Source organism: Rathayibacter sp. VKM Ac-2926 (genome assembly GCF_022815565.1).
GTDB classification, from domain to species: Bacteria; Actinomycetota; Actinomycetes; order Actinomycetales; family Microbacteriaceae; genus Rathayibacter; species Rathayibacter festucae.
This window is the reverse complement of the sequence record NZ_JALGRS010000013.1, coordinates 12047-30648: the sequence shown is the minus strand read 5'-3', so window position 1 is coordinate 30648 and position 18602 is coordinate 12047. Positions and strand designations below refer to the sequence as shown.

Below are 18602 nucleotides of genomic sequence, written 5' to 3'. Positions count from 1 at the left end.
GATGATCACCTTCGTCCTGGTCTCGCTCGCGGTCGCGGTCGTGACCTGCGGGCTGTCGTGGGTCATCTGGAAGCTCAGCCTGCGGTACCGGCTCTACCCGGCGATCCGGGTGCGCGACATGCACACCCGGCCGACCCCGCGCCTGGGCGGGATCGCCATGTTCCTCGGGATCCTCGTCGGCTTCGGCATCGCCTCGCAGCTGCCCTACTTCCGGCTGGTGTTCGCCAACCCCGAGCCGATCCTCGCGATCCTCGGCGCGAGCCTCCTCATCGTCCTGATCGGCGTCGCCGACGACATCTGGGACCTGGACTGGACGACGAAGCTCGCGGGGCAGATGATCGCCGCGGGGCTGATCGCCTGGAAGGGCGTGCAGATCGTCTCGCTGCCGATCGGCGGCCTCACCGTCGGCTCGCCCTGGATGTCACTGATCATCACCGTGCTGGCGATCGTGCTCGTGACCAACGCCCTGAACTTCATCGACGGTCTCGACGGCCTCGTCGCCGGCGTCGCGCTGATCGCCAACGGCGTGTTCTTCCTCTACAGCTACCTGCTGGTGCAGCAGACGTCGCCGACGGACTACTTCAACCTCGCCTCGCTGATCGCGGTCGTCCTCGTCGGCGCCTGCGCGGGCTTCCTGCCGATCAACTGGCGCCCGGCGAAGATGTTCATGGGCGACGGGGGAGCGCTGCTCGTCGGCATGCTGATGGCGACGTCGGCCATCGCCGTCACGGGGCAGATAGACCCCTCGCAGCTCGCGGCGAAGGAGCTGCTGCCCGCGTTCATCCCGATCATCCTGCCGTTCGCGATCCTGGTCGTCCCGCTGATGGACTTCGGCCTCGCGGTGATCCGGCGACTGCGCGCGGGCAAGTCGCCGTTCAGCGCCGACCGCAAGCACCTGCACCACCGGCTGCTCGACATGGGGCACTCGCACCTGCACGCCGTGCTGATCTTCTACGCCTGGACGGCGGTCGTCGCCTTCAGCTGCCTGCTGATGTTCGTCGTCGACGTGCTCTGGGTGCCGCTCGCCTTCCTCGCGATCGGGCTGCTCGCCTGCACCGTCGTCACGCTCCTCCCGCTCAGCCGCCGCAAGCGGCTCGAGGCGGCGGCGCAGTCGGCGGAGGCGTCCCCCGTCCTCGACCCCCTCGACCGCGCGTCCGAGACCGACACGCGCCGTCCGCCGATCGGGCTCCCGCTCGGTCGCGACACGACAGCGCCGCACCAGGCGCGGAAAGAAGCATCATGACCGGAGCCTCCCCGGCCGCCCCCCGCCCCCAGCCCGCCTCGGTGCCCGTCCTCCGGCGCACGCTCGCCGTCGGCGGCGTCTTCGTCCTCGCTCTGGCCGTCGTCGGCGCGATCGTCGGATTCCTCGCCGCCGGCGGGGAGGGCGCCGTCGGTGCTCTGATCGGCGCCGTCGTCGGCGGGGTCATGGTGGCGCTCACCGCCGCCAGCATCCTTGTCGCCAACCGGATGGACATCGGCGGCTTCTTCGCCGTGGTGCTCGGCACCTGGCTCGCCAAGTTCGTCCTCTTCGTGATCGCGGCCCTCGTGCTGCGCGACCAGCCGTGGCTGAACAGCACCGCGATGTTCGTCACGATCATCGCGGCCGTCCTCGGCTCGCTCGCGATCGACGTCCTCGTCGTCTCGCGCTCGCGCATGGCGAACGTCAGCGACATCGCCCGATGAGCGCCGCCCGAGTGGCGTCTGAGAGGATCACGATTCGGCTCTCAGGCCGTTCTGTTGCTACAGTAGGGTCCAATCCCCGCAGGCGACGTGTGCCCGTCCTCAGGTCGTCTCATCGTTGATGTCGACCGCCGAGTGCGAACGCCGTCCGAGCGGAATACCCCACCTTTCGTCGTCGCGAGAGCGTTGCGTCCGAACGATTCACGTCGTTCGTCTGCCACGTGCCACGCCCCGAATTCCAGGAGCTAGCGCTGTTTGCTAACGCTGTGACCCTGTTGGTCTCGTCCTCGACCGGTGAGAGTGACTTCCACACCCCGTCGATCTCCGAGTTCTTCCCGCCCGGTTTCCTCTTCGAGGGAACCCCTTTCGAGATCAACCGCGTCATGCTGGTCCGCTTCATCGCGGTCATCGCACTGATGCTGTTCTTCTACCTCGGGACGCGCAAGATGCGCATCGTCCCGGGACGCTTCCAGAGCGTCGTGGAGATGGCCTTCGACTTCGTCCGCGTGACGATCGCGAAGGACATCCTCGGCGAGAAGGACGCGCGCCGCTTCCTGCCGATCCTGGTGACGATCTTCTTCGCGATCATCGCGATGAACCTCACCGGCATCGTCCCGTTCCTGAACATCGCGGGAACGTCGGTCGTGGGCATGCCCCTCTTCCTCGGCCTGGTCGCGTACGTCACCTTCATCTACGCCGGCATCAAGGACCGGGGGATGGGCTTCTTCAAGAACGCCCTCTTCCCGCCCGGAGCCCCGTTCCTGATCTACTTCATCCTCACGCCGATCGAGCTGCTGCAGACGTTCATCATCCGTCCGCTCTCGCTCGCGCTGCGGCTCGTGATGAACATGATCGTCGGGCACCTGCTCCTGGTGCTGTGCTTCTCGGCCACGCAGTTCTTCCTCTTCAGCTCGCAGATCGACCCGGGGTTCAAGCTCTTCGGTGTCGTGACCTTCGCCTTCGGCGGGGCCTTCACGCTCTTCGAGCTGCTGGTCGCCGTGCTGCAGGCCTACATCTTCACTCTCCTCGCTGCGGTCTACATCCAGTTGGCCGTCGCCGAGGAGCACTGACCCCACTACTCACGGGCTCCCGCCCGTTCACACGATCACCCCACTGAAAGGACCCACTCGTGGACTCAGTCACCGTTCTCGCCGAACTCACCGGCAACATCGCGACGGTCGGTTACGGCCTCGCAGCGATCGGCCCCGGCATCGGTGTCGGCATCGTCGCGGGCAAGACCGTCGAGGCCATGGCGCGCCAGCCCGAGATGGCCGGCCGCCTCCAGACCACGATGTTCCTCGGCATCGCGTTCACCGAGGTGCTCGCGCTCATCGGTCTCGCCACCTACTTCATCTTCGCGGCGTAGTCGTGTTCAGCACCGCTGTGAACATCGCTGCGGAAGAAGGTGACGTCCCCGCGGTCATTCTGATCCCGGAGTTCTACGACTTCTTCTGGTCGGGGGTGATCTTCCTCATCCTGCTGTTCTTCTTCTGGAGGCTGGTCCTGCCGCGCATCCAGACGATGCTCGACGCGCGCTCCGCCGCGATCGAGGGGAACATCGCGAAGGCCGACGAGGCCCAGCGACAGGCTGAGATCGCACTCGAGAAGTACACCGCTCAGCTGGCCGAGGCCCGCGCCGAGGCCGGAGTGATCCGCGAGAAGGCGAACGCCGACGGCAACGCGATCGTGGCGGCGAAGAAGGAGCAGGCGCAGGTCGAGGCCGAGCGCATCCTCCAGAACGCGCACGCCCAGATCGAGGCGGACCGCCAGTCGGCCGTCGTCGCTCTGCGCTCCGAAGTCGGAACCCTCGCCATCGATCTCGCCTCCGGCGTCATCGGCGAGAGCCTCAACGACGACGCGAAGGCGTCCGCGATCGTGGACCGCTTCCTCGCCGACCTCGAGGCCTCGGAGAAGGCGAACAGCTGATGGGCAGCGCGTCCAGGCAGGCACTCGCGTCGGCGAAGGCGGAGCTCTCCGCCCTCGGCGGCCAGGCGTCCCTCGACACCGCCCGGCAGCTCTTCGAGGCGGCCCGGGTCATCGACGGGCAGGCGCAGCTGCGCACGGTCCTGTCCGACCCGAGCACCGACGCGGGCAGCAGGCAGACCCTCGTCGCCCGGGTGTTCGCACCCTTCGGCGAGCCGGCCAAGCGCCTGCTGACCGTCGTCGTGGGCCACCGCTGGTCGAGCCCGAGCGATCTGATCGCCGGGATCGAGGAGGTCGGGGTCCGTGCGATCGCGTCCGCCACTCCGGAGGGCGTCTCGCTCGAGACCGAGCTGCAGACCTTCGGCGCCGTCGTGGCGTCGGATGCTCAGCTCGAGCTCGCGCTCGGCAGCAAGCTCGCCGCGGCGGACTCGAAGGTGGCGCTCGTGCAGCGCCTCCTCGAGGGCAAGGCCTCCGCGGAGACCCTCGCCGTCCTGCGCCAGCTGATCGCGCACCCGCGCGGTCGCCGCATCCCCGAGCTCGTCCGCTTCGCGGCGGGTGTCGTCGCCGACCAGGGCGGCTTCACCCTCGCCACGGTCTCGGTCGCGGCTCCGCTGCACCCCGAGCAGCTCGACCGGCTCCGCTCGGCGCTCACGCGCCAGTACGGCCGCCCGGTCTCCGTCAACGTCCTGGTCGACCCCTCCCTCCTGGGCGGCATGCGACTGCACGTCGGCGACGAGGTCATCGACGGCTCCGTCTCGGCGCGGCTGTCCGACCTGAAGCTCCAGCTCGCGTCCTGACGGACGCACGTATCCTCAGGGAGCGGCTCGCGCCGCCTCCGACCTCCGCACCACCCAGGTCAGGCCCCGACGACCGCTTCGGCTCGCACGGACCCAACGAATAGGAATTCCCATGGCAGATATCACCATCAGCCCGGATGAGATCCGCGACGCGCTGAAGGACTTCGTCTCGTCGTACGAGCCGGGCAAGGCGTCCACCACCGAGGTCGGCTACGTCATCGACGCCGCCGACGGCATCGCCCACGTCGAGGGACTCCCCGGCGTCATGGCGAACGAGCTGATCCGGTTCTCCAACGGCGTGCTGGGCCTCGCTCAGAACCTCGACGAGAACGAGATCGGCGTCGTCGTCCTCGGCGAGTTCTCCGGCATCGAGGAGGGCATGGAGGTGACCCGCACCGGCGAGGTCCTCTCCGTCCCCGTCGGCGACGGCTACCTCGGCCGCGTCGTCGACCCGCTCGGCAACCCGATCGACGGACTCGGCGACATCGCCTCCGAGGGCCGCCGCGCCCTCGAGCTCCAGGCCCCCGGCGTCATGTCGCGCAAGTCGGTCCACGAGCCGCTGCAGACCGGCATCAAGGCCATCGACGCGATGATCCCCGTCGGCCGCGGACAGCGCCAGCTCATCATCGGCGACCGCCAGACCGGCAAGACGGCCATCGCGATCGACACGATCATCAACCAGAAGGCCAACTGGGAGTCCGGCGACACGAACAAGCAGGTCCGCTGCATCTACGTCGCCATCGGCCAGAAGGGCTCGACCATCGCCTCGGTGAAGGGCGCGCTCGAGGACGCCGGAGCGATGGAGTACACGACGATCGTCGCGTCCCCCGCCTCGGACCCCGCCGGCTTCAAGTACCTCGCCCCCTACACCGGCTCGGCCATCGGCCAGCACTGGATGTACGGCGGCAAGCACGTCCTGATCATCTTCGACGACCTGTCGAAGCAGGCCGAGGCCTACCGCGCCGTGTCGCTCCTCCTGCGCCGCCCGCCGGGACGCGAGGCGTACCCCGGCGACGTCTTCTACCTGCACTCCCGCCTGCTGGAGCGCTGCGCGAAGCTGTCCGACGAGCTCGGCGCCGGCTCGATGACGGGTCTCCCGATCATCGAGACCAAGGCGAACGACGTCTCGGCGTACATCCCGACCAACGTGATCTCGATCACCGACGGCCAGATCTTCCTCCAGTCCGACCTCTTCAACGCCAACCAGCGTCCGGCGGTCGACGTGGGCATCTCGGTGTCGCGAGTCGGCGGTGACGCCCAGGTCAAGTCGATCAAGAAGGTCTCCGGAACGCTGAAGCTCGAGCTGGCGCAGTACCGCTCGCTCGAGGCCTTCGCGATGTTCGCCTCGGACCTCGACGCCGCCTCGCGTCGTCAGCTCGCCCGCGGCGCCCGCCTCACCGAGCTCCTCAAGCAGCCGCAGTACTCGCCGTACCCCGTCGAGGAGCAGGTCGTCTCGATCTGGGCCGGAACGAACGGCAAGCTCGACGAGGTGCCCGTCCCCGACGTGCTGCGCTTCGAGCGCGAGCTGCTCGACTACCTGGGCCGCAACACGCAGGTCCTCTCCACGCTGCGCGACACCAACGTGCTCTCCGACGACACCGTCGCCGAGCTGCACCGTGCCGTCGACGGCTTCAAGCTCGAGTTCCAGACCGGTGAGGGCAAGCCGCTCGCCTCGGTCGGGCGCGAGGAGCACAAGGCGATCTCGGCCGACGAGGTCGGCCAGGAGAAGATCGTCAAGGGCCGTCGCTAACAGCGGCCCCCTGACGATTCAGAGAAGGACAACAGGAGACACATGGGAGCGCAACTCCGGGTCTACCGGTCGAAGATCCGCTCGGCCCAGACGACCAAGAAGATCACCCGCGCCATGGAGCTGATCTCGGCCTCGCGCATCCAGAAGGCGCAGAACCGCGTCGCCGCCGCGGCTCCGTACTCGAACGCCATCACGCGCGCCGTGTCGGCCGTCGCGACCTACTCGAACGTCGAGCACCCGCTCACGACCGAGCGCGAGAAGCTCGACACGGCCGCGATCGTGATCTTCACCTCCGACCGCGGCCTCGCGGGCGCGTTCTCCTCGAGCGTGCTCAAGGAGGCGGAGGAGCTGGCCTCGCTGCTGCGCAGCGAGGGCAAGGAGGTCGTCTTCTACCTGGTCGGCCGCAAGGCGAACGCGTACTTCTCGTTCCGCCGGCGTCCGAGCGTCCGCATCTGGACGGGTGGCACCGACCAGCCGGTGTTCGAGACGGCGAAGGAGATCGCCGACGCGGTCGTCGACTCCTACAACCTCGATGACGAAGAGGGCGGAGTGGACGAGATCCACCTCGTGTACAACCGCTTCGTCAGCATGGTCACCCAGCAGCCGACCGTCGTCCGGCTCCTGCCGCTCGAGGTCGTCGAGGGCGCCGAGGATCAGAACACCGATCTGTACCCGCTCTACGAGTTCGAGCCCGACCCCGAGACGGTCCTGGACCGCCTCCTGCCGGTCTACGTCGAGAGCCGCATCTTCAACGCGATGCTGCAGTCGGCGGCGTCCGAGCACGCGGCGCGCCAGAAGGCGATGAAGTCGGCGAGCGACAACGCCGACACGCTCATCAAGACGTACACCCGGCTCGCCAACAACGCGCGCCAGACCGAGATCACGCAGCAGATCGCCGAGATCGTCGGCGGCGCCGACGCCCTGTCGTCCTCGAAGTAGACGGCGCACCTCCCCGACACGAAGCCTCCGCCCTCCGGGTGCGGTGAGACCACAGAAGGAAGAAGCAATGACACTGACCGCACCTGAGGCGGCGACCGGGACTCCGGGCGGGGCCGTCGGCCGTATCGCCCGCGTCACCGGCCCCGTCGTTGACATCGAGTTCCCCCACGACGCGATCCCCGAGGTCTACAACGCGCTCTACACGCACGTCGAGGTCGAGGGCGTCTCGTCCAAGCTGACCTTCGAGGTCGCGCAGCACCTGGGCGACGACCTCGTCCGCGCCATCTCGCTCAACCCGACCGACGGACTCGTCCGCGGCCAGGAGGTCCACGACACCGGCCTGCCGATCTCGGTCCCGGTCGGCGACGTGACCAAGGGCAAGGTCTTCAACGTGATCGGCGAGGTGCTCAACGCTGACGCCGACGGCACGATCAACGGACAGTCGTTCGAGATCACCGAGCGCTGGCCGATCCACCGCAAGCCCCCGGCGTTCGACCAGCTCGAGTCGAAGACCGAGCTCTTCGAGACCGGCATCAAGGTCATCGACCTCCTCACTCCGTACGTGCAGGGCGGCAAGATCGGCCTGTTCGGCGGAGCGGGCGTCGGCAAGACCGTCCTCATCCAGGAGATGATCCAGCGCGTCGCGCAGGACCACGGTGGAGTGTCCGTGTTCGCCGGTGTCGGCGAGCGCACCCGTGAGGGCAACGACCTCATCGCCGAGATGGAGGAGGCGGGCGTCTTCGACAAGACGGCCCTCGTCTTCGGCCAGATGGACGAGCCGCCGGGAACCCGCCTCCGCGTCGCGCTGTCCGCGCTGACGATGGCGGAGTACTTCCGCGACGTGCAGAAGCAGGACGTGCTGCTCTTCATCGACAACATCTTCCGCTTCACCCAGGCCGGCTCGGAGGTGTCGACCCTGCTGGGCCGCATGCCCTCCGCGGTGGGCTACCAGCCGAACCTCGCCGACGAGATGGGTGTGCTCCAGGAGCGCATCACCTCGACGCGCGGACACTCGATCACCTCGCTGCAGGCGATCTACGTCCCCGCCGACGACTACACCGACCCGGCGCCGGCCACGACGTTCGCGCACCTCGACGCGACGACCGAGCTCTCCCGTGAGATCGCGTCGAAGGGCCTCTACCCGGCCGTCGACCCGCTGACCTCGACCTCGCGCATCCTCGACCCCCGCTACCTGGGTGCCGACCACTACCGCGTGGCCACGAACGTCAAGCAGATCCTGCAGAAGAACAAGGAGCTGCAGGAGATCATCGCGATCCTCGGCGTCGACGAGCTCTCCGAGGAGGACAAGATCACGGTGTCGCGTGCGCGCCGGATCCAGCAGTTCCTCTCGCAGAACACCTACATGGCGAAGAAGTTCACCGGCGTGGAGGGCTCGACCGTCCCGCTGAAGGACACCATCGAGTCGTTCGACGCGATCGCCCGCGGCGAGTTCGACCACGTGGCGGAGCAGGCGTTCTTCAACGTCGGCCCGATCACGGACGTCGAGGAGAAGTGGGCCCAGATCCAGAAGGAGAACGGCTGATCATGGCCGCGTTCCTGAAGGTCAGCGTCGTCTCCGCGAACGCGGAGGTCTGGGCGGGCGAGGCGAAGCAGATCTCGGCCCGCACCGTCGAGGGCGAGATCGGCATCCTGGTCGGACACGAGCCGATGCTCGCGATCCTCGCCTCCGGTGAGGTGCGCGTCACGGCAGCCGACGGGACTCGGATCACCGCGCAGGCGGACGACGGCTTCCTGTCCGTCGAGAACGACGTCGTCACCGTCGTGGCCCGCGAGGCCGCGCTGGTCTGACGACCCGCCGCCTCGAGCGGCGACCGGAGGGGCCGGGTGATCATCGCGATCGCCCGGCCCCTCCGTCGTCCGCGGCGTCCCCTCGCCGCGTCCCCCGCGTGCGCTCTCGCACGCCGTCCTCCCGAGGAGTCCCGTGCACGTCCTGCTTCCCCCGTCCGAGACCAAGCGCGACGGCGGATCGGCCGAGTTCCGGGTCGAGGAGCTGTCGTTCCCGGGGCTGACCGATCGTCGCGTCGCGCTGCGCGACGCGCTGGTCGCGCTCGCCGGCGACCGGGACGCGGCGTCCCGCGCACTGAAGCTCGGTCCCCGGCAGTTCGGCGAGATCGAGCGCAACGCGGCACTGCCGACCGCGCCGGCGATGCCCGCGGTGGACCGCTTCGACGGTGTGCTGTTCGACGCGCTCGAGGCGGCGTCGCTCTCGGCCGGGGCGCGCGGCGTCCTCGGCCGGATCGTCGTGGTGCAGTCCGCGCTCTGGGGTCCCGTCCGGGGCCTCGACGGCATCCCCGCCTACCGGCTGTCGCACGACTCGCGTATCCCCGGGATGCCGCTCAAGCGCTGGTGGGCTGCCGAGGCGGGGCGCGAGCTGTCGGCGCTCCCGGGTCTCGTCCTCGACCTGCGCAGCGAGTCCTACGCGGCGCTCGGGCCGCTGCAGCCGGGGGAGGGGCGCTTCTTCGTCCGGGTGCGGTCGCGCGACGCGATGGGGCAGCTGCGCAACCTGAACCACTTCAACAAGCAGGGCAAGGGTCTCTTCGTCCGCGCGCTCGCGGAGGACGGCGTCGAGACCGACTCCCTCGCCGAGCTGATCGAGTGGGCGGCGTCCCGCGGGTTCGAGCTGGCGCCGAACGCCGGCAGCGGCGAGCTGGATCTCGTCGTGCGCTCGGCCTGAGCGTCAGGAGCGGGCGCGGAAGCACCCGGTGAGGTGGTCGTCGACGACGCCGGCCGACTGCAGCAGCGCGTACATGGTCGTCGCACCGACGAAGCGGAAGCCGGCCTTCCGCAGCGCCTTCGAGAGCGCGAGGGACGCCGGCGTCGAGGTGGGGACGTCGGCGGGGCGGACGACGCGGCCGGGCGGCGTGTCCTCCTCGAACGACCAGACCAGGCGGTCGAGCGCGCCCTCGCCGTCGCGCTCGCGCAGGGCGACGGCCGACTGTGCGTTGCCGATGGTCGCGAGGATCTTGGGGCGGCTGCGGATGATGCCGGCGTCGTCCATCAGGCGGTCCACGTCGTCCTCGTTCATCGCTGCGACGACATCGAGATCGAAGCCGTGGAAGACCTCGCGGAACCGAGGCCGCTTCCGGAGGATGGTGATCCAGGAGAGCCCCGCCTGGAAGCCCTCGAGGCAGATCTTCTCGAAGAGCGGACGGTCCCCGTGCAGGGGGACGCCCCACTCCTCGTCGTGGTAGCGGCGGTACTCGGCGTCGTCGCCGCTCCAGCCGCAGCGGACGGTCCCGTCCGCATCGGTGATCAGCCCGTCCTCGGCCGTCATCGGTGCGCGATCCCCTCGTGATCGAGCAGCCAGGCCTTCGTGGCGACGCCCTCGCCGGCGCTGAAGCCGGTGATCCGGCCGTCTCCGGCCAGCACCCGGTGGCAGCCGACGAGGATCGGGATCGGGTTCGCGCCGACGGCGCCGCCGATGGGCCGGCCGGAGCGGAGCCGTCCTGTCGCCTGCCCGAGGGCGCCGTAGGAGGTGATCTCGCCGAAGCCGATGCCCTGGAGCGCTCCCCAGATCTCCAGCTGGAAGGGCGTCCCGCGCAGCAGCAGCGGCAGGTCGAAGGTGCGCCGCTCTCCGGCGAAGTACGCGTCGAGCTGGTCGACCGCGCTGCAGAGGACGGGGAGCGAGCCGTCGGGCAGGTGGTCGTGCGGGAGGGTTCCGCCGTTCTCGATCGCGAGCGAGACGATCGACTCGCCGTCGCTGCCGACCTCGATCCGGCCGAGGGGGCTGACGGTGCGGCGCACGTGCAGGGGAGTCGTTCTCATGCCACGAGAGTATCCGCGGGACCCGCGGCCGACCGGCGGGAATCGGACATCGGTGGACGGCTTCGCAGCTCGGCGGCCTGTGGAGGACGGAACGGGCGCGTCGAGATCCACCGGCCTCGCAGTCCCGCCGTGCTGACGGTGGGCGGGTCTCGATACGCCCCTGCGGGGCTACTCGACCAGCATGTCCGCGCGATCGGCTGCGGCCGGTCGATCAGCAGGTGTGCGCGCGTCCGGGCGCGGTGGGCCTGCGTCCTCCACAGGCGGCGTTCCGGCGATCTGTCTTCCGGTCGCCGTGGGCCCCGCCCCGCAGCGACGCCGGGCCCGCCACCGTTGCCGCATGACATCCACTGCATCGCCTCCGGTCCACCCCGTCGATCACAGCGCCGTGCTCGCGGCGATCCCTCGCCTGCTCGGGCATCCGCCCCACGAGAGCGTCGTCCTCCTCCCGGTGAGGGGCGGGACGCCCACCGGCGCCCTCCGCTTCGACCTCGCTGTCGGCGATCCGACACGAGCCGCTCGGGCTTGGATCGGGGCCCTCGGGCGCTTCGGGCGTGTGGAGTGCGTGGTGATCGCGCTGTTCTCGAGCGGCCGACTCGATCCGTCCGCGAGTGCGCTCCTCGGTGCGCTGAGCAGTCGAGCGCAGCAGGTCGGACTCGCCGTAGAGGTGCTCGTCCCCTCGGGCGCACGCCGCCCGACTCGGCCGGGCACCGGAACGACGATCCTCAGGAGGGCCGGCGACACCCCCTCGGCGGAACTGCTGCCGGCCGTCGACAGAGGGGAGGCGCTCGCGATCGCGGCGGAGGTGGACGCGCTGCTCGACCGGCACCCGCGCGCTCGTCTCCCCGAGGCGGTGACGGCCGACGTCGAGTCCCTTCTGCTGCGTGCAGCCGCGGGTCGTCCCTGGCAGCCGCGGACCCGCGCGCTCGCCGCGCTCATCGTCGGTGCGCAACGGCGGGAAGGGCGGGAGCGGGTGATCCGACTCGTCGCCTCTCCCGACCGCGCCGCTGCGCCGTCCGTCATCGGGCTCATCGCGCACGCGGCCGCGGCGGCGCCGGGGACCGAGCGGGGACCGCTGCTGGTCCTGCTCGCCACGCTCCACTGGTCGTCGGGGTCGATCCGCTCAGCGGCGCTCCTCGCGCGGGAGGCGGTCCGCCTCGACCCGCACGATCACGACTCGCGGATCCTCGCAGCCGCTCTCGAGGGCGGCGAGCCGTGCCCGTGGGCCGCCGAGGGCCGCCGTGCCGCGTGAGGCGCGTCCGGCGTGCTCGTGCGCGCCGCCAGTCCCTCCGGCGGCGCACACGAGCACGTCAGAGTCGCGCCCAGGCCTCCGTCAGCACGGAGCGCAGGATCTGCTCGATCTCGTCGAACTCCTTCGGTCCGATGGTGAGCGGCGGCGCGAGCTGCACGACGGGGTCGCCGCGGTCGTCCGCCCGGCAGTACAGGCCGGCGTCGAAGAGCGCCTTCGAGAGGAAGCCGCGGAGCAGGCGCTCGGACTCCTCGGCGTCGAAGGTCTCCTTGGTCGTCTTGTCCTTGACCAGCTCGATCCCGAAGAAGTAGCCCGCGCCGCGGACGTCGCCGACGATCGGCAGGTCGAGCAGCTTCTCGAGCGTGGAGCGGAAGAGCGGCGAGTTCTCCCGCACGTTCTCGTTGAGCTTCTCCTCCTCGAAGATGTCGAGGTTCTCCAGCGCGACCGCGGCCGAGACGGGGTGCCCGCCGAAGGTGTAGCCGTGCGGGAAGGAGACCTCGCCGTGCCGGAAGGGCTCGTAGATGCGGTCGCTGACGATGGTGGCGCCGATGGGGGAGTAGCCGCTGGTCATGCCCTTCGCGCAGGTGATCATGTCCGGCACGTAGCCGTACTCGTCGCAGGCGAACATGTGGCCGATCCGCCCGAAGGCGCAGATCACCTCGTCCGAGACGAGGAGCACGTCGTGCCGGTCGCAGATCTCGCGCACCCGCTGGAAGTAGCCGGGCGGCGGGGGGAAGCAGCCACCGGAGTTCTGCACCGGCTCGAGGAAGACGGCGGCGACCGTCTCGGGGCCCTCGAACTCGATCATCTCCTCGATGCGGTCCGCGGCCCAGACGCCGAAGGCCTCCAGGTCGTCGCCATGCTGGGGCGCGCGGTAGAAGTTGGTGTTCGGCACGCGGAAGCCGCCGGGCACGATCGGCTCGAACATCGCCTTCATCGCCGGGATGCCGGTGATCGCCAGGGCGCCCTGCGGGGTGCCGTGGTAGGCGACCGAGCGCGAGATCACCTTGTGCTTGCCGGGCTTGCCCTGGAGCTTCCAGAAGTGCTTCGCCAGCTTGAAGGCCGTCTCGACGGCCTCACCGCCACCGGTCGAGAAGAACACGCGGTTGAGGTCGCCCGGTGCGTGATCCGCGAGGCGATCGGCGAGCTCGATCGCCGAGGGCGTCGCGTACGACCAGAGCGGGAAGAACGAGAGCTCGGCCGCCTGCTTGGCCGCGGCCTCCGCGAGCCGACGCCGGCCGTGGCCCGCGTTGACGACGAAGAGCCCGGAGAGCCCGTCGAAGTACTTCCGGCCCGTGCTGTCCCAGATGTGATGGCCCTCACCCCGGGTGATGATGGGGACCCCCGCGCCGGAGTCCATCACCGACTGCCGGGTGAAGTGCATCCAGAGGTGGTCCTTGGCCTTCTTCTGCAGCGCCGCGTCGTCGAAGCCGGCCGGGGCGTCCTCGCCCTTCACCGGATCGCCGGACGCGAGGCCCTGGCTCGAGAATGCTGTCTCTGTGGTCATCGGTTACCGCGTTCCCCAGTTGTAGAACTGCTTGTGGAGTTTCAGATAGACGAAGGTCTCGGTCGAGAGCACCCCCGGGAGCGACCGGATCTCCTGGTTGAGCAGGGCGATCAGGTCGTCGTCGTTCTCGCAGACGACCTCGGCGAGGATGTCGAACGTGCCGGCCGTCAGCACCACGTAGTCCACCGCGGGGATCGCCGCGAGGCTGTCCGCGACCACCCTGGTGTCCCCCGTGACGCGGACGCCGATCATCGCCTGCCGGTAGAAGCCGAGCTGCATCGGGTCGGTCACGGCGACGATCTGCATCACGCCCGACTCGGTCAGCTTCTGCACCCGCTGGCGGACCGCCGCCTCGCTGAGCCCGACCGCCTTGCCGATCTCGGCGTAGGAGCGCCGGCCGTCGGCCTGCAGCTGCTCGATGATCGCCTTGGACACGTCGTCGAGCTGGAGCGGGCGCGGCGCAGGAGGGCGGGAGGGGCTCATGCGATGATCCTGGCAGCCTCGTCGGGGCCCGGCAAGTGAATCCGCATCGGCGAGGCGTCCCGGATGACGGAATCCACTGTCGCGGAAGCGCTCTCGCCCACGCGGGGCACGGTCGGTCCGATCCTCCGCGGGGGCGCTGCGGAGCGCCGCTGAGCGGGCGTCTCCAGTGCTCGCACAGCCGCTAGCATCGGAGGGATCGGCCCGCGTGCGCGGAGCCGGCGGAGGCGAGGAGACGCGATGACGCAGATCGGCCGCAGCCGAGCGTCGGTGACCGTCCCCGTCTCGGCCTGGTCCTCGGACACGCCCTCCGCGGAGGTCACCCTCGGCTGGGCGGCGCGCACCGAGGTCGGCCTGGTGCGCAGCGCCAACGAGGACAGCTACCTCGCGAAGACACCGCTCTTCGCCGTCGCCGACGGGATGGGCGGTCACGCGGCCGGAGAGGTGGCGAGCGACGCCGTCGTGTCCCGGCTCTCCCTCGCCGCGACCGGCAGCACCGTGGGAGCGGAGGAGATCGACCGCGCACTCCGTGAGGCCGTGGACGACATCGCCCGCCAGTCGCGCACCGCCGACGGCGGGACCGGGACCACCGTCACCGGAGCGGCACTGACCGCCGTGGGCGGCGAGCCCTACTGGTCCGTCTTCAACATCGGCGACTCGCGCGTCTACCTCTGCGTCCAGGGCGCCCTGGTCCAGCTGACGGTCGACCACTCGATCGTCCAGGAGCTCGTCGATGCCGGCCTGATCACCCGGGACGAGGCCGACGTGCACCCGCACAGCAACGTGATCACCCGGGCGGTCGGCTTCCACGAGCCGCCCGTCCCCGACTACCGCCTGGTCCCCGTCATCGCCCCGTCGCGGCTGCTGATCTGCTCGGACGGCCTGACCAAGGAGCTCACGGACGCGGGCCTCGAGCACGTGCTCTCCACCGCGGAGACGGCCCAGGACGCCGCCGACGGGCTGGTCGAGGCGGCGCTCGGCAACGGTGGACGCGACAACGTGACGGTGATCGTCGTCGACGTGCTCGCCGTCACCGGCGAGAGCGACTGATCGAGGACCCGGGAGGCCCGCCGGAGCCCCGGGTAGCATGGGTCGAGGAGGGGTGGTCTCGGTGATCTGCAGCACGTGTGGCTCCACCCTCGATCCCGGGGCGATCCTCTGCGGAGAGTGCGGCACCTCGGTGGCCTCGCACGCGACTCCCGGCGCCTCCCGCCCCGCGTCGACCGGCGACACCACCGTCCTCGACCCCTCGCGCCGTGCCTGGCTCCCCGGTCTCGCGCCGGGCCGGCACCGGCGGCCCGCTCCCGGGGCGCCCATGGCGCCGCCGAGTCAGGGGCTCGTGAAGCTGATCTTCGCCTCCGGGCAGCACGCCATCGTCACCGGCAGCGGTCTCATCGGCCGTCAGCCGCTGCCGGATGCGGGCGAGACCTTCCGGCACATCCTCGCGGTCCCCGATCCGACGCGCTCGCTCTCGAAGACGCACCTCGAGTTCGGCTTCGACGAGGGCGGCCTGTGGGTCAGCGATCGCTGGTCGGCCAACGGCACCGTGCTGGTCGCCCCGACGCAGGCCCCGCTCCCGCTCGAGGCGGGCCGCCGCTACCGTGCGAAGATCGGCAGCAGGCTCCTGCTGTCCTCGGTGGAGATGGCGGTGGAGCGGGTCGACGGCTCCTCCACAGCCTCGAACCGTCCACCGATCACCCGCTGACCCACCGCGCGGAGCCGGCGTCCGCTTCGCTGGTCGCATGACGATCCAGCACCCCCGGGCACGGCTCCTGCCGCCCACTCCGCCGAGCACGCTGCCGCGGCCGCCGTTCCCGTGGATCGCTGCGCTGACCCCGGTGCTGTCGTCCCTCGTGCTGTACGCGCTGACCTCGTCGCCGTACACGCTGGCCCTCGCCGCTCTCGGGCCCGTGATCGCGCTCGCCTCCTTCCTCGACGCGGCCCGTCTCCGCCGCCGCACCGCGCGGCGGGAGGCGGAGCGCTACTCCCGGGAGCTCGCGGAGCACACCGTCGCGACGGCCAAGGCGCGGGCGGAGGAGGTCGCCGCCCTCCGCCGCGCGTCGCCGCTCCCGCTCGACGTCCTCGAGCAGCGCGTCCCGGCGGACGCCCGCTGGCGCCGGCCGGCGGCGGGACTCGAGGTCGTGCTCGGTCGGGCGAGGGGGACCGGCGAGGGCGCATGGGAGGACGGGGAGGTGCTGCTGGCAGGGATGTCCTCGGGGATCGGCGTCGTCGGCCCCGCCGTCCTCACCCGCGCGCTGGTGCGGGGGCTCCTGGTGCAGATCGCGGAGCTCGTGGCGCCGGAAGCCCTCCGCATCGAGCTGCCGGCCGGAACCGGCTGGCGCTGCCTCCGCGCTCTCCCGCACACGCGGTCGGTCGGCGCGCCGCTCACCCTCGCCGTCCTGGAGGAGGACGCGGCGACCGAGGCGGACGCCGTCCTCGCCCTCGCCGGCACGGCGGCCGAGCTGCCGAAGCGGTGCCGCTGCATCGTGCAGCTCGGCGGAGCCGGCGTCGCGAGCGTCGTCGGCCGGAGAGGGCCCGGCACCACGGAGCCGCTGGTCGTCGACTTCGTGGCCGCGGAGCAGGCGCGCGGCTACGCCGAGTCGCTCGCCGCCGCCCGTGGCGCAGGACCGGCGGAGCTCCCGGGGACGGTGCTGCTCTCCGACCTCGGTGACCGGGACGGACCCGACGACGGCACGGGCCTCCCGGTGCTGCTGGGGCGGACGCCGAGCGGCCCGATCGAGATCGATCTGGTCCGCGACGGGCCGCACGCCGTGGTCGGCGGGACGACGGGGAGCGGCAAGAGCGAGCTCCTGATCGCCTGGGTCGTGGGACTGGCGATCCGGCACCCGCCGACCGCCGTGACGTTCCTGCTCGCGGACTTCAAGGGCGGCGCGGGGTTCAGCGCGCTCCGGCCCCTCCCGCACGTGACCGGGGTGATCACCGATCTCGACACCGAGGGGGCTCTCCGCGCCTTCACCAGCATCGCCGCCGAGCTGCGGCGTCGCGAGGTGGTCCTCGCCGAGCGCGGCGTCCCGGACATCGCCCGGCTGGCACCCGGTGTGCTCGCCCGGCTGGTCGTCGTCGTCGACGAGTGCGCGGTCGTGCTGGAGCGCGCACCGGAGCTGCACCGCACCTTCGCCGACATCGCCGCGCGCGGGCGCTCGCTCGGCGTCCACCTCGTGCTCTGCACCCAGCGGCCGGTCGGCGTCGTCCGCGACGCGGTCGCGGCGAACTGCGGTCTCCGGATCGCGCTCCGGGTGCACGACGCCGCCGACTCGCGAGCACTGATCGGCTCGGACGCCGCCGCGCGGATCCCGCACCGCGCGGCGGGTCGGTGCGTGGTGTCGATCGGTGGACGCGGCCAGCTGATCCAGGCGGCCCTCGCGCAGGAGGACGACATCGCCAGGGCGAGGCGGAGCGGCGCCGGGTCGGCCCCGGCGCACCGGCCCTGGCTCGATCCGCTGCCCGACCGAATCCCCCTGCCGGAGCACCGGCGGACGGGCCGGATCGCGCTCGGCGTCGTCGACCGCCCGGCCGAGCAGCGCCAGGACGTCGTCCACCTCGATCACCGCTCCCTCCTCGTCCTCGGAGCAGCGGGCTCCGGTCGCAGCGGCGCGCTCCGCACGGTCGCCGCGCAGCTCGGCGCTCGCACGGTCGGCCCGCTCGACGCCGAGGGGGCCTGGGACGCGATCGTCGCCGAGGAGGGGCCGTCCGGTCCGCTCCTGCTCGACGACCTGGATCTGCTGCTGCGACGCTGCACCGAGGACGAGCGCCGGCGACTCCTCGACGCCCTGCAGACGGCGCTCCGCTCCGGCGGGGAGCCGATCGTCGCCACCGCCCGCCGGGCGACCGACGGTCTCGCCGGTCTCCGGGACTCCTTCGACGACGTCCTGCTGCTGCGCGCCGCACACCGGCAGGAGCACCAGCTGCTCGCGCTGCACGGCGAGCCGTACCGCGGCGACCTGCCCCCGGGCGGCGGCTGGTGGCGCGGGGAGCGGATCCAGGTCTTCGCGCCGCCGCCGTCGCCGTCGGGCAGGCGTCCGGCGGCCGTGCCGGTCGTGCCGACGGGCGAGGAGCCCACCGCCGTCCTGACGAACCGCGCGGGAGCGTTGCGGGCGAGGCTCACCGCGGCCGGTGTCCCCGCGCTCCCGGTCCCGGCGGTGGTGAACGGGCTGCCTCCGGCCGGGGCGGCGATCCTCGGGTCGGTCGCGGAGTGGTCCGTGGCGAGGGCGCTCCTCGCCCGCCTCCGCGCAGGTGCGCCCGTCGTGCTCGACCTCCCCCCCCGGCCGAGGCGCGGGTCGTGCTGGGTCCGCTCCCGCCGGCACCTCTCTGCGCGGGCGACAGGGTGCTGCTCCTGGTGGACGACCGTCTTCGTCGTGCGCGCTGGCCGGACGCCCCGGCGTCCTGACCATCGGCTCCGAACGGGAGGAATCCGTGGTCGGAGAGCCCTCGGAGCGCGGATTTCGTGACAATCATGTTTCCAGATCACCGATC

The 18602-nt window shown here is 71.0% G+C and carries 19 protein-coding genes; 15 read left to right on the top strand and 4 right to left on the bottom strand.

The window, feature by feature from the left end:
* The first annotated feature begins 1 nt into the window (after position 1).
* The 11 genes from MT351_RS16385 (at position 2) to MT351_RS16335 (ending at position 9784) form a co-directional block, all read left to right on the top strand.
* Positions 2–1243: an MraY family glycosyltransferase gene (locus tag MT351_RS16385; protein ID WP_123735361.1), complete on the top strand. Its 1242-nt coding sequence runs from the start codon at positions 2–4 to the stop codon at positions 1241–1243.
* On the top strand, positions 1240–1683 hold the full coding sequence (locus MT351_RS16380; protein ID WP_243582675.1) for a hypothetical protein: 444 nt from the start codon (positions 1240–1242) through the stop codon (positions 1681–1683). Before MT351_RS16385 ends, MT351_RS16380 begins: the two co-directional genes overlap by 4 nt.
* A gap of 263 nt (positions 1684–1946) precedes the next feature.
* Complete coding sequence (gene atpB, locus MT351_RS16375; RefSeq protein WP_123445503.1) at positions 1947–2750, top strand: F0F1 ATP synthase subunit A; 804 nt, start codon at positions 1947–1949, stop codon at positions 2748–2750.
* A gap of 59 nt (positions 2751–2809) precedes the next feature.
* Complete coding sequence (locus MT351_RS16370) at positions 2810–3046, top strand: ATP synthase F0 subunit C (protein WP_055794702.1); 237 nt, start codon at positions 2810–2812, stop codon at positions 3044–3046.
* A 2-nt stretch (positions 3047–3048) separates the two neighbouring features.
* Complete coding sequence (locus MT351_RS16365; protein ID WP_243582674.1) at positions 3049–3606, top strand: F0F1 ATP synthase subunit B; 558 nt, start codon at positions 3049–3051, stop codon at positions 3604–3606.
* Positions 3606–4400, top strand: a complete 795-nt coding sequence (locus MT351_RS16360; RefSeq protein ID WP_243582673.1) for a F0F1 ATP synthase subunit delta — start codon at positions 3606–3608, stop codon at positions 4398–4400. The genes MT351_RS16365 and MT351_RS16360 overlap by 1 nt, the downstream gene beginning before the upstream one ends.
* Positions 4401–4512: 112 nt before the next feature.
* Positions 4513–6150: a F0F1 ATP synthase subunit alpha gene (gene atpA / locus MT351_RS16355; protein WP_123702905.1), complete on the top strand. Its 1638-nt coding sequence runs from the start codon at positions 4513–4515 to the stop codon at positions 6148–6150.
* A 42-nt stretch (positions 6151–6192) separates the two neighbouring features.
* Complete coding sequence (locus MT351_RS16350; RefSeq protein ID WP_123445506.1) at positions 6193–7089, top strand: F0F1 ATP synthase subunit gamma; 897 nt, start codon at positions 6193–6195, stop codon at positions 7087–7089.
* 67 nt (positions 7090–7156) lie between these two features.
* The gene (gene atpD, locus MT351_RS16345) at positions 7157–8632 is read left to right on the top strand and encodes a F0F1 ATP synthase subunit beta (RefSeq protein ID WP_123445507.1); all 1476 of its coding nucleotides are present in this window, start codon (positions 7157–7159) and stop codon (positions 8630–8632) included.
* A 2-nt stretch (positions 8633–8634) separates the two neighbouring features.
* On the top strand, positions 8635–8898 hold the full coding sequence (locus MT351_RS16340) for a F0F1 ATP synthase subunit epsilon (RefSeq protein ID WP_123735364.1): 264 nt from the start codon (positions 8635–8637) through the stop codon (positions 8896–8898).
* Between the two features lie 133 nt (positions 8899–9031).
* Positions 9032–9784, top strand: a complete 753-nt coding sequence (locus MT351_RS16335) for a YaaA family protein (RefSeq protein WP_243582672.1) — start codon at positions 9032–9034, stop codon at positions 9782–9784.
* Between the two features lie 3 nt (positions 9785–9787).
* On the opposite strand, the gene MT351_RS16330 is transcribed toward MT351_RS16335, so the two are convergent.
* The gene (locus MT351_RS16330) at positions 9788–10384 is read right to left on the bottom strand and encodes a DNA-3-methyladenine glycosylase I (protein WP_243582671.1); all 597 of its coding nucleotides are present in this window, start codon (positions 10382–10384) and stop codon (positions 9788–9790) included.
* Positions 10381–10875 (bottom strand): methylated-DNA--[protein]-cysteine S-methyltransferase, encoded by a 495-nt coding sequence (locus MT351_RS16325; protein WP_123445511.1) that lies wholly within the window; start codon positions 10873–10875, stop codon positions 10381–10383. The genes MT351_RS16330 and MT351_RS16325 overlap by 4 nt, the downstream gene beginning before the upstream one ends.
* A gap of 337 nt (positions 10876–11212) precedes the next feature.
* Between MT351_RS16325 and MT351_RS16320 the strand changes: the two genes are divergently transcribed.
* Positions 11213–12124 (top strand): DUF4192 family protein, encoded by a 912-nt coding sequence (locus MT351_RS16320; protein ID WP_243582670.1) that lies wholly within the window; start codon positions 11213–11215, stop codon positions 12122–12124.
* Between the two features lie 58 nt (positions 12125–12182).
* On the opposite strand, the gene MT351_RS16315 is transcribed toward MT351_RS16320, so the two are convergent.
* Entirely contained in the window at positions 12183–13505 is a 1323-nt protein-coding gene (locus MT351_RS16315) for an aspartate aminotransferase family protein (protein WP_243582725.1), read from the bottom strand.
* Between the two features lie 126 nt (positions 13506–13631).
* Positions 13632–14111, bottom strand: a complete 480-nt coding sequence (locus tag MT351_RS16310) for an Lrp/AsnC family transcriptional regulator (protein ID WP_123445514.1) — start codon at positions 14109–14111, stop codon at positions 13632–13634.
* Between the two features lie 237 nt (positions 14112–14348).
* On the opposite strand from MT351_RS16310, the gene MT351_RS16305 reads away from it, so the two are divergent.
* From MT351_RS16305 to MT351_RS16295, 3 genes are all read left to right on the top strand, one after another.
* Positions 14349–15158, top strand: coding sequence for a PP2C family serine/threonine-protein phosphatase (locus MT351_RS16305; protein ID WP_123735369.1), 810 nt, complete (start codon positions 14349–14351; stop codon positions 15156–15158).
* A gap of 130 nt (positions 15159–15288) precedes the next feature.
* On the top strand, positions 15289–15813 hold the full coding sequence (locus MT351_RS16300) for a hypothetical protein (RefSeq protein WP_165909011.1): 525 nt from the start codon (positions 15289–15291) through the stop codon (positions 15811–15813).
* 37 nt (positions 15814–15850) lie between these two features.
* On the top strand, positions 15851–18577 hold the full coding sequence (locus tag MT351_RS16295) for an FtsK/SpoIIIE domain-containing protein (RefSeq protein ID WP_243582669.1): 2727 nt from the start codon (positions 15851–15853) through the stop codon (positions 18575–18577).
* The last annotated feature ends 25 nt before the right edge of the window (positions 18578–18602 follow it).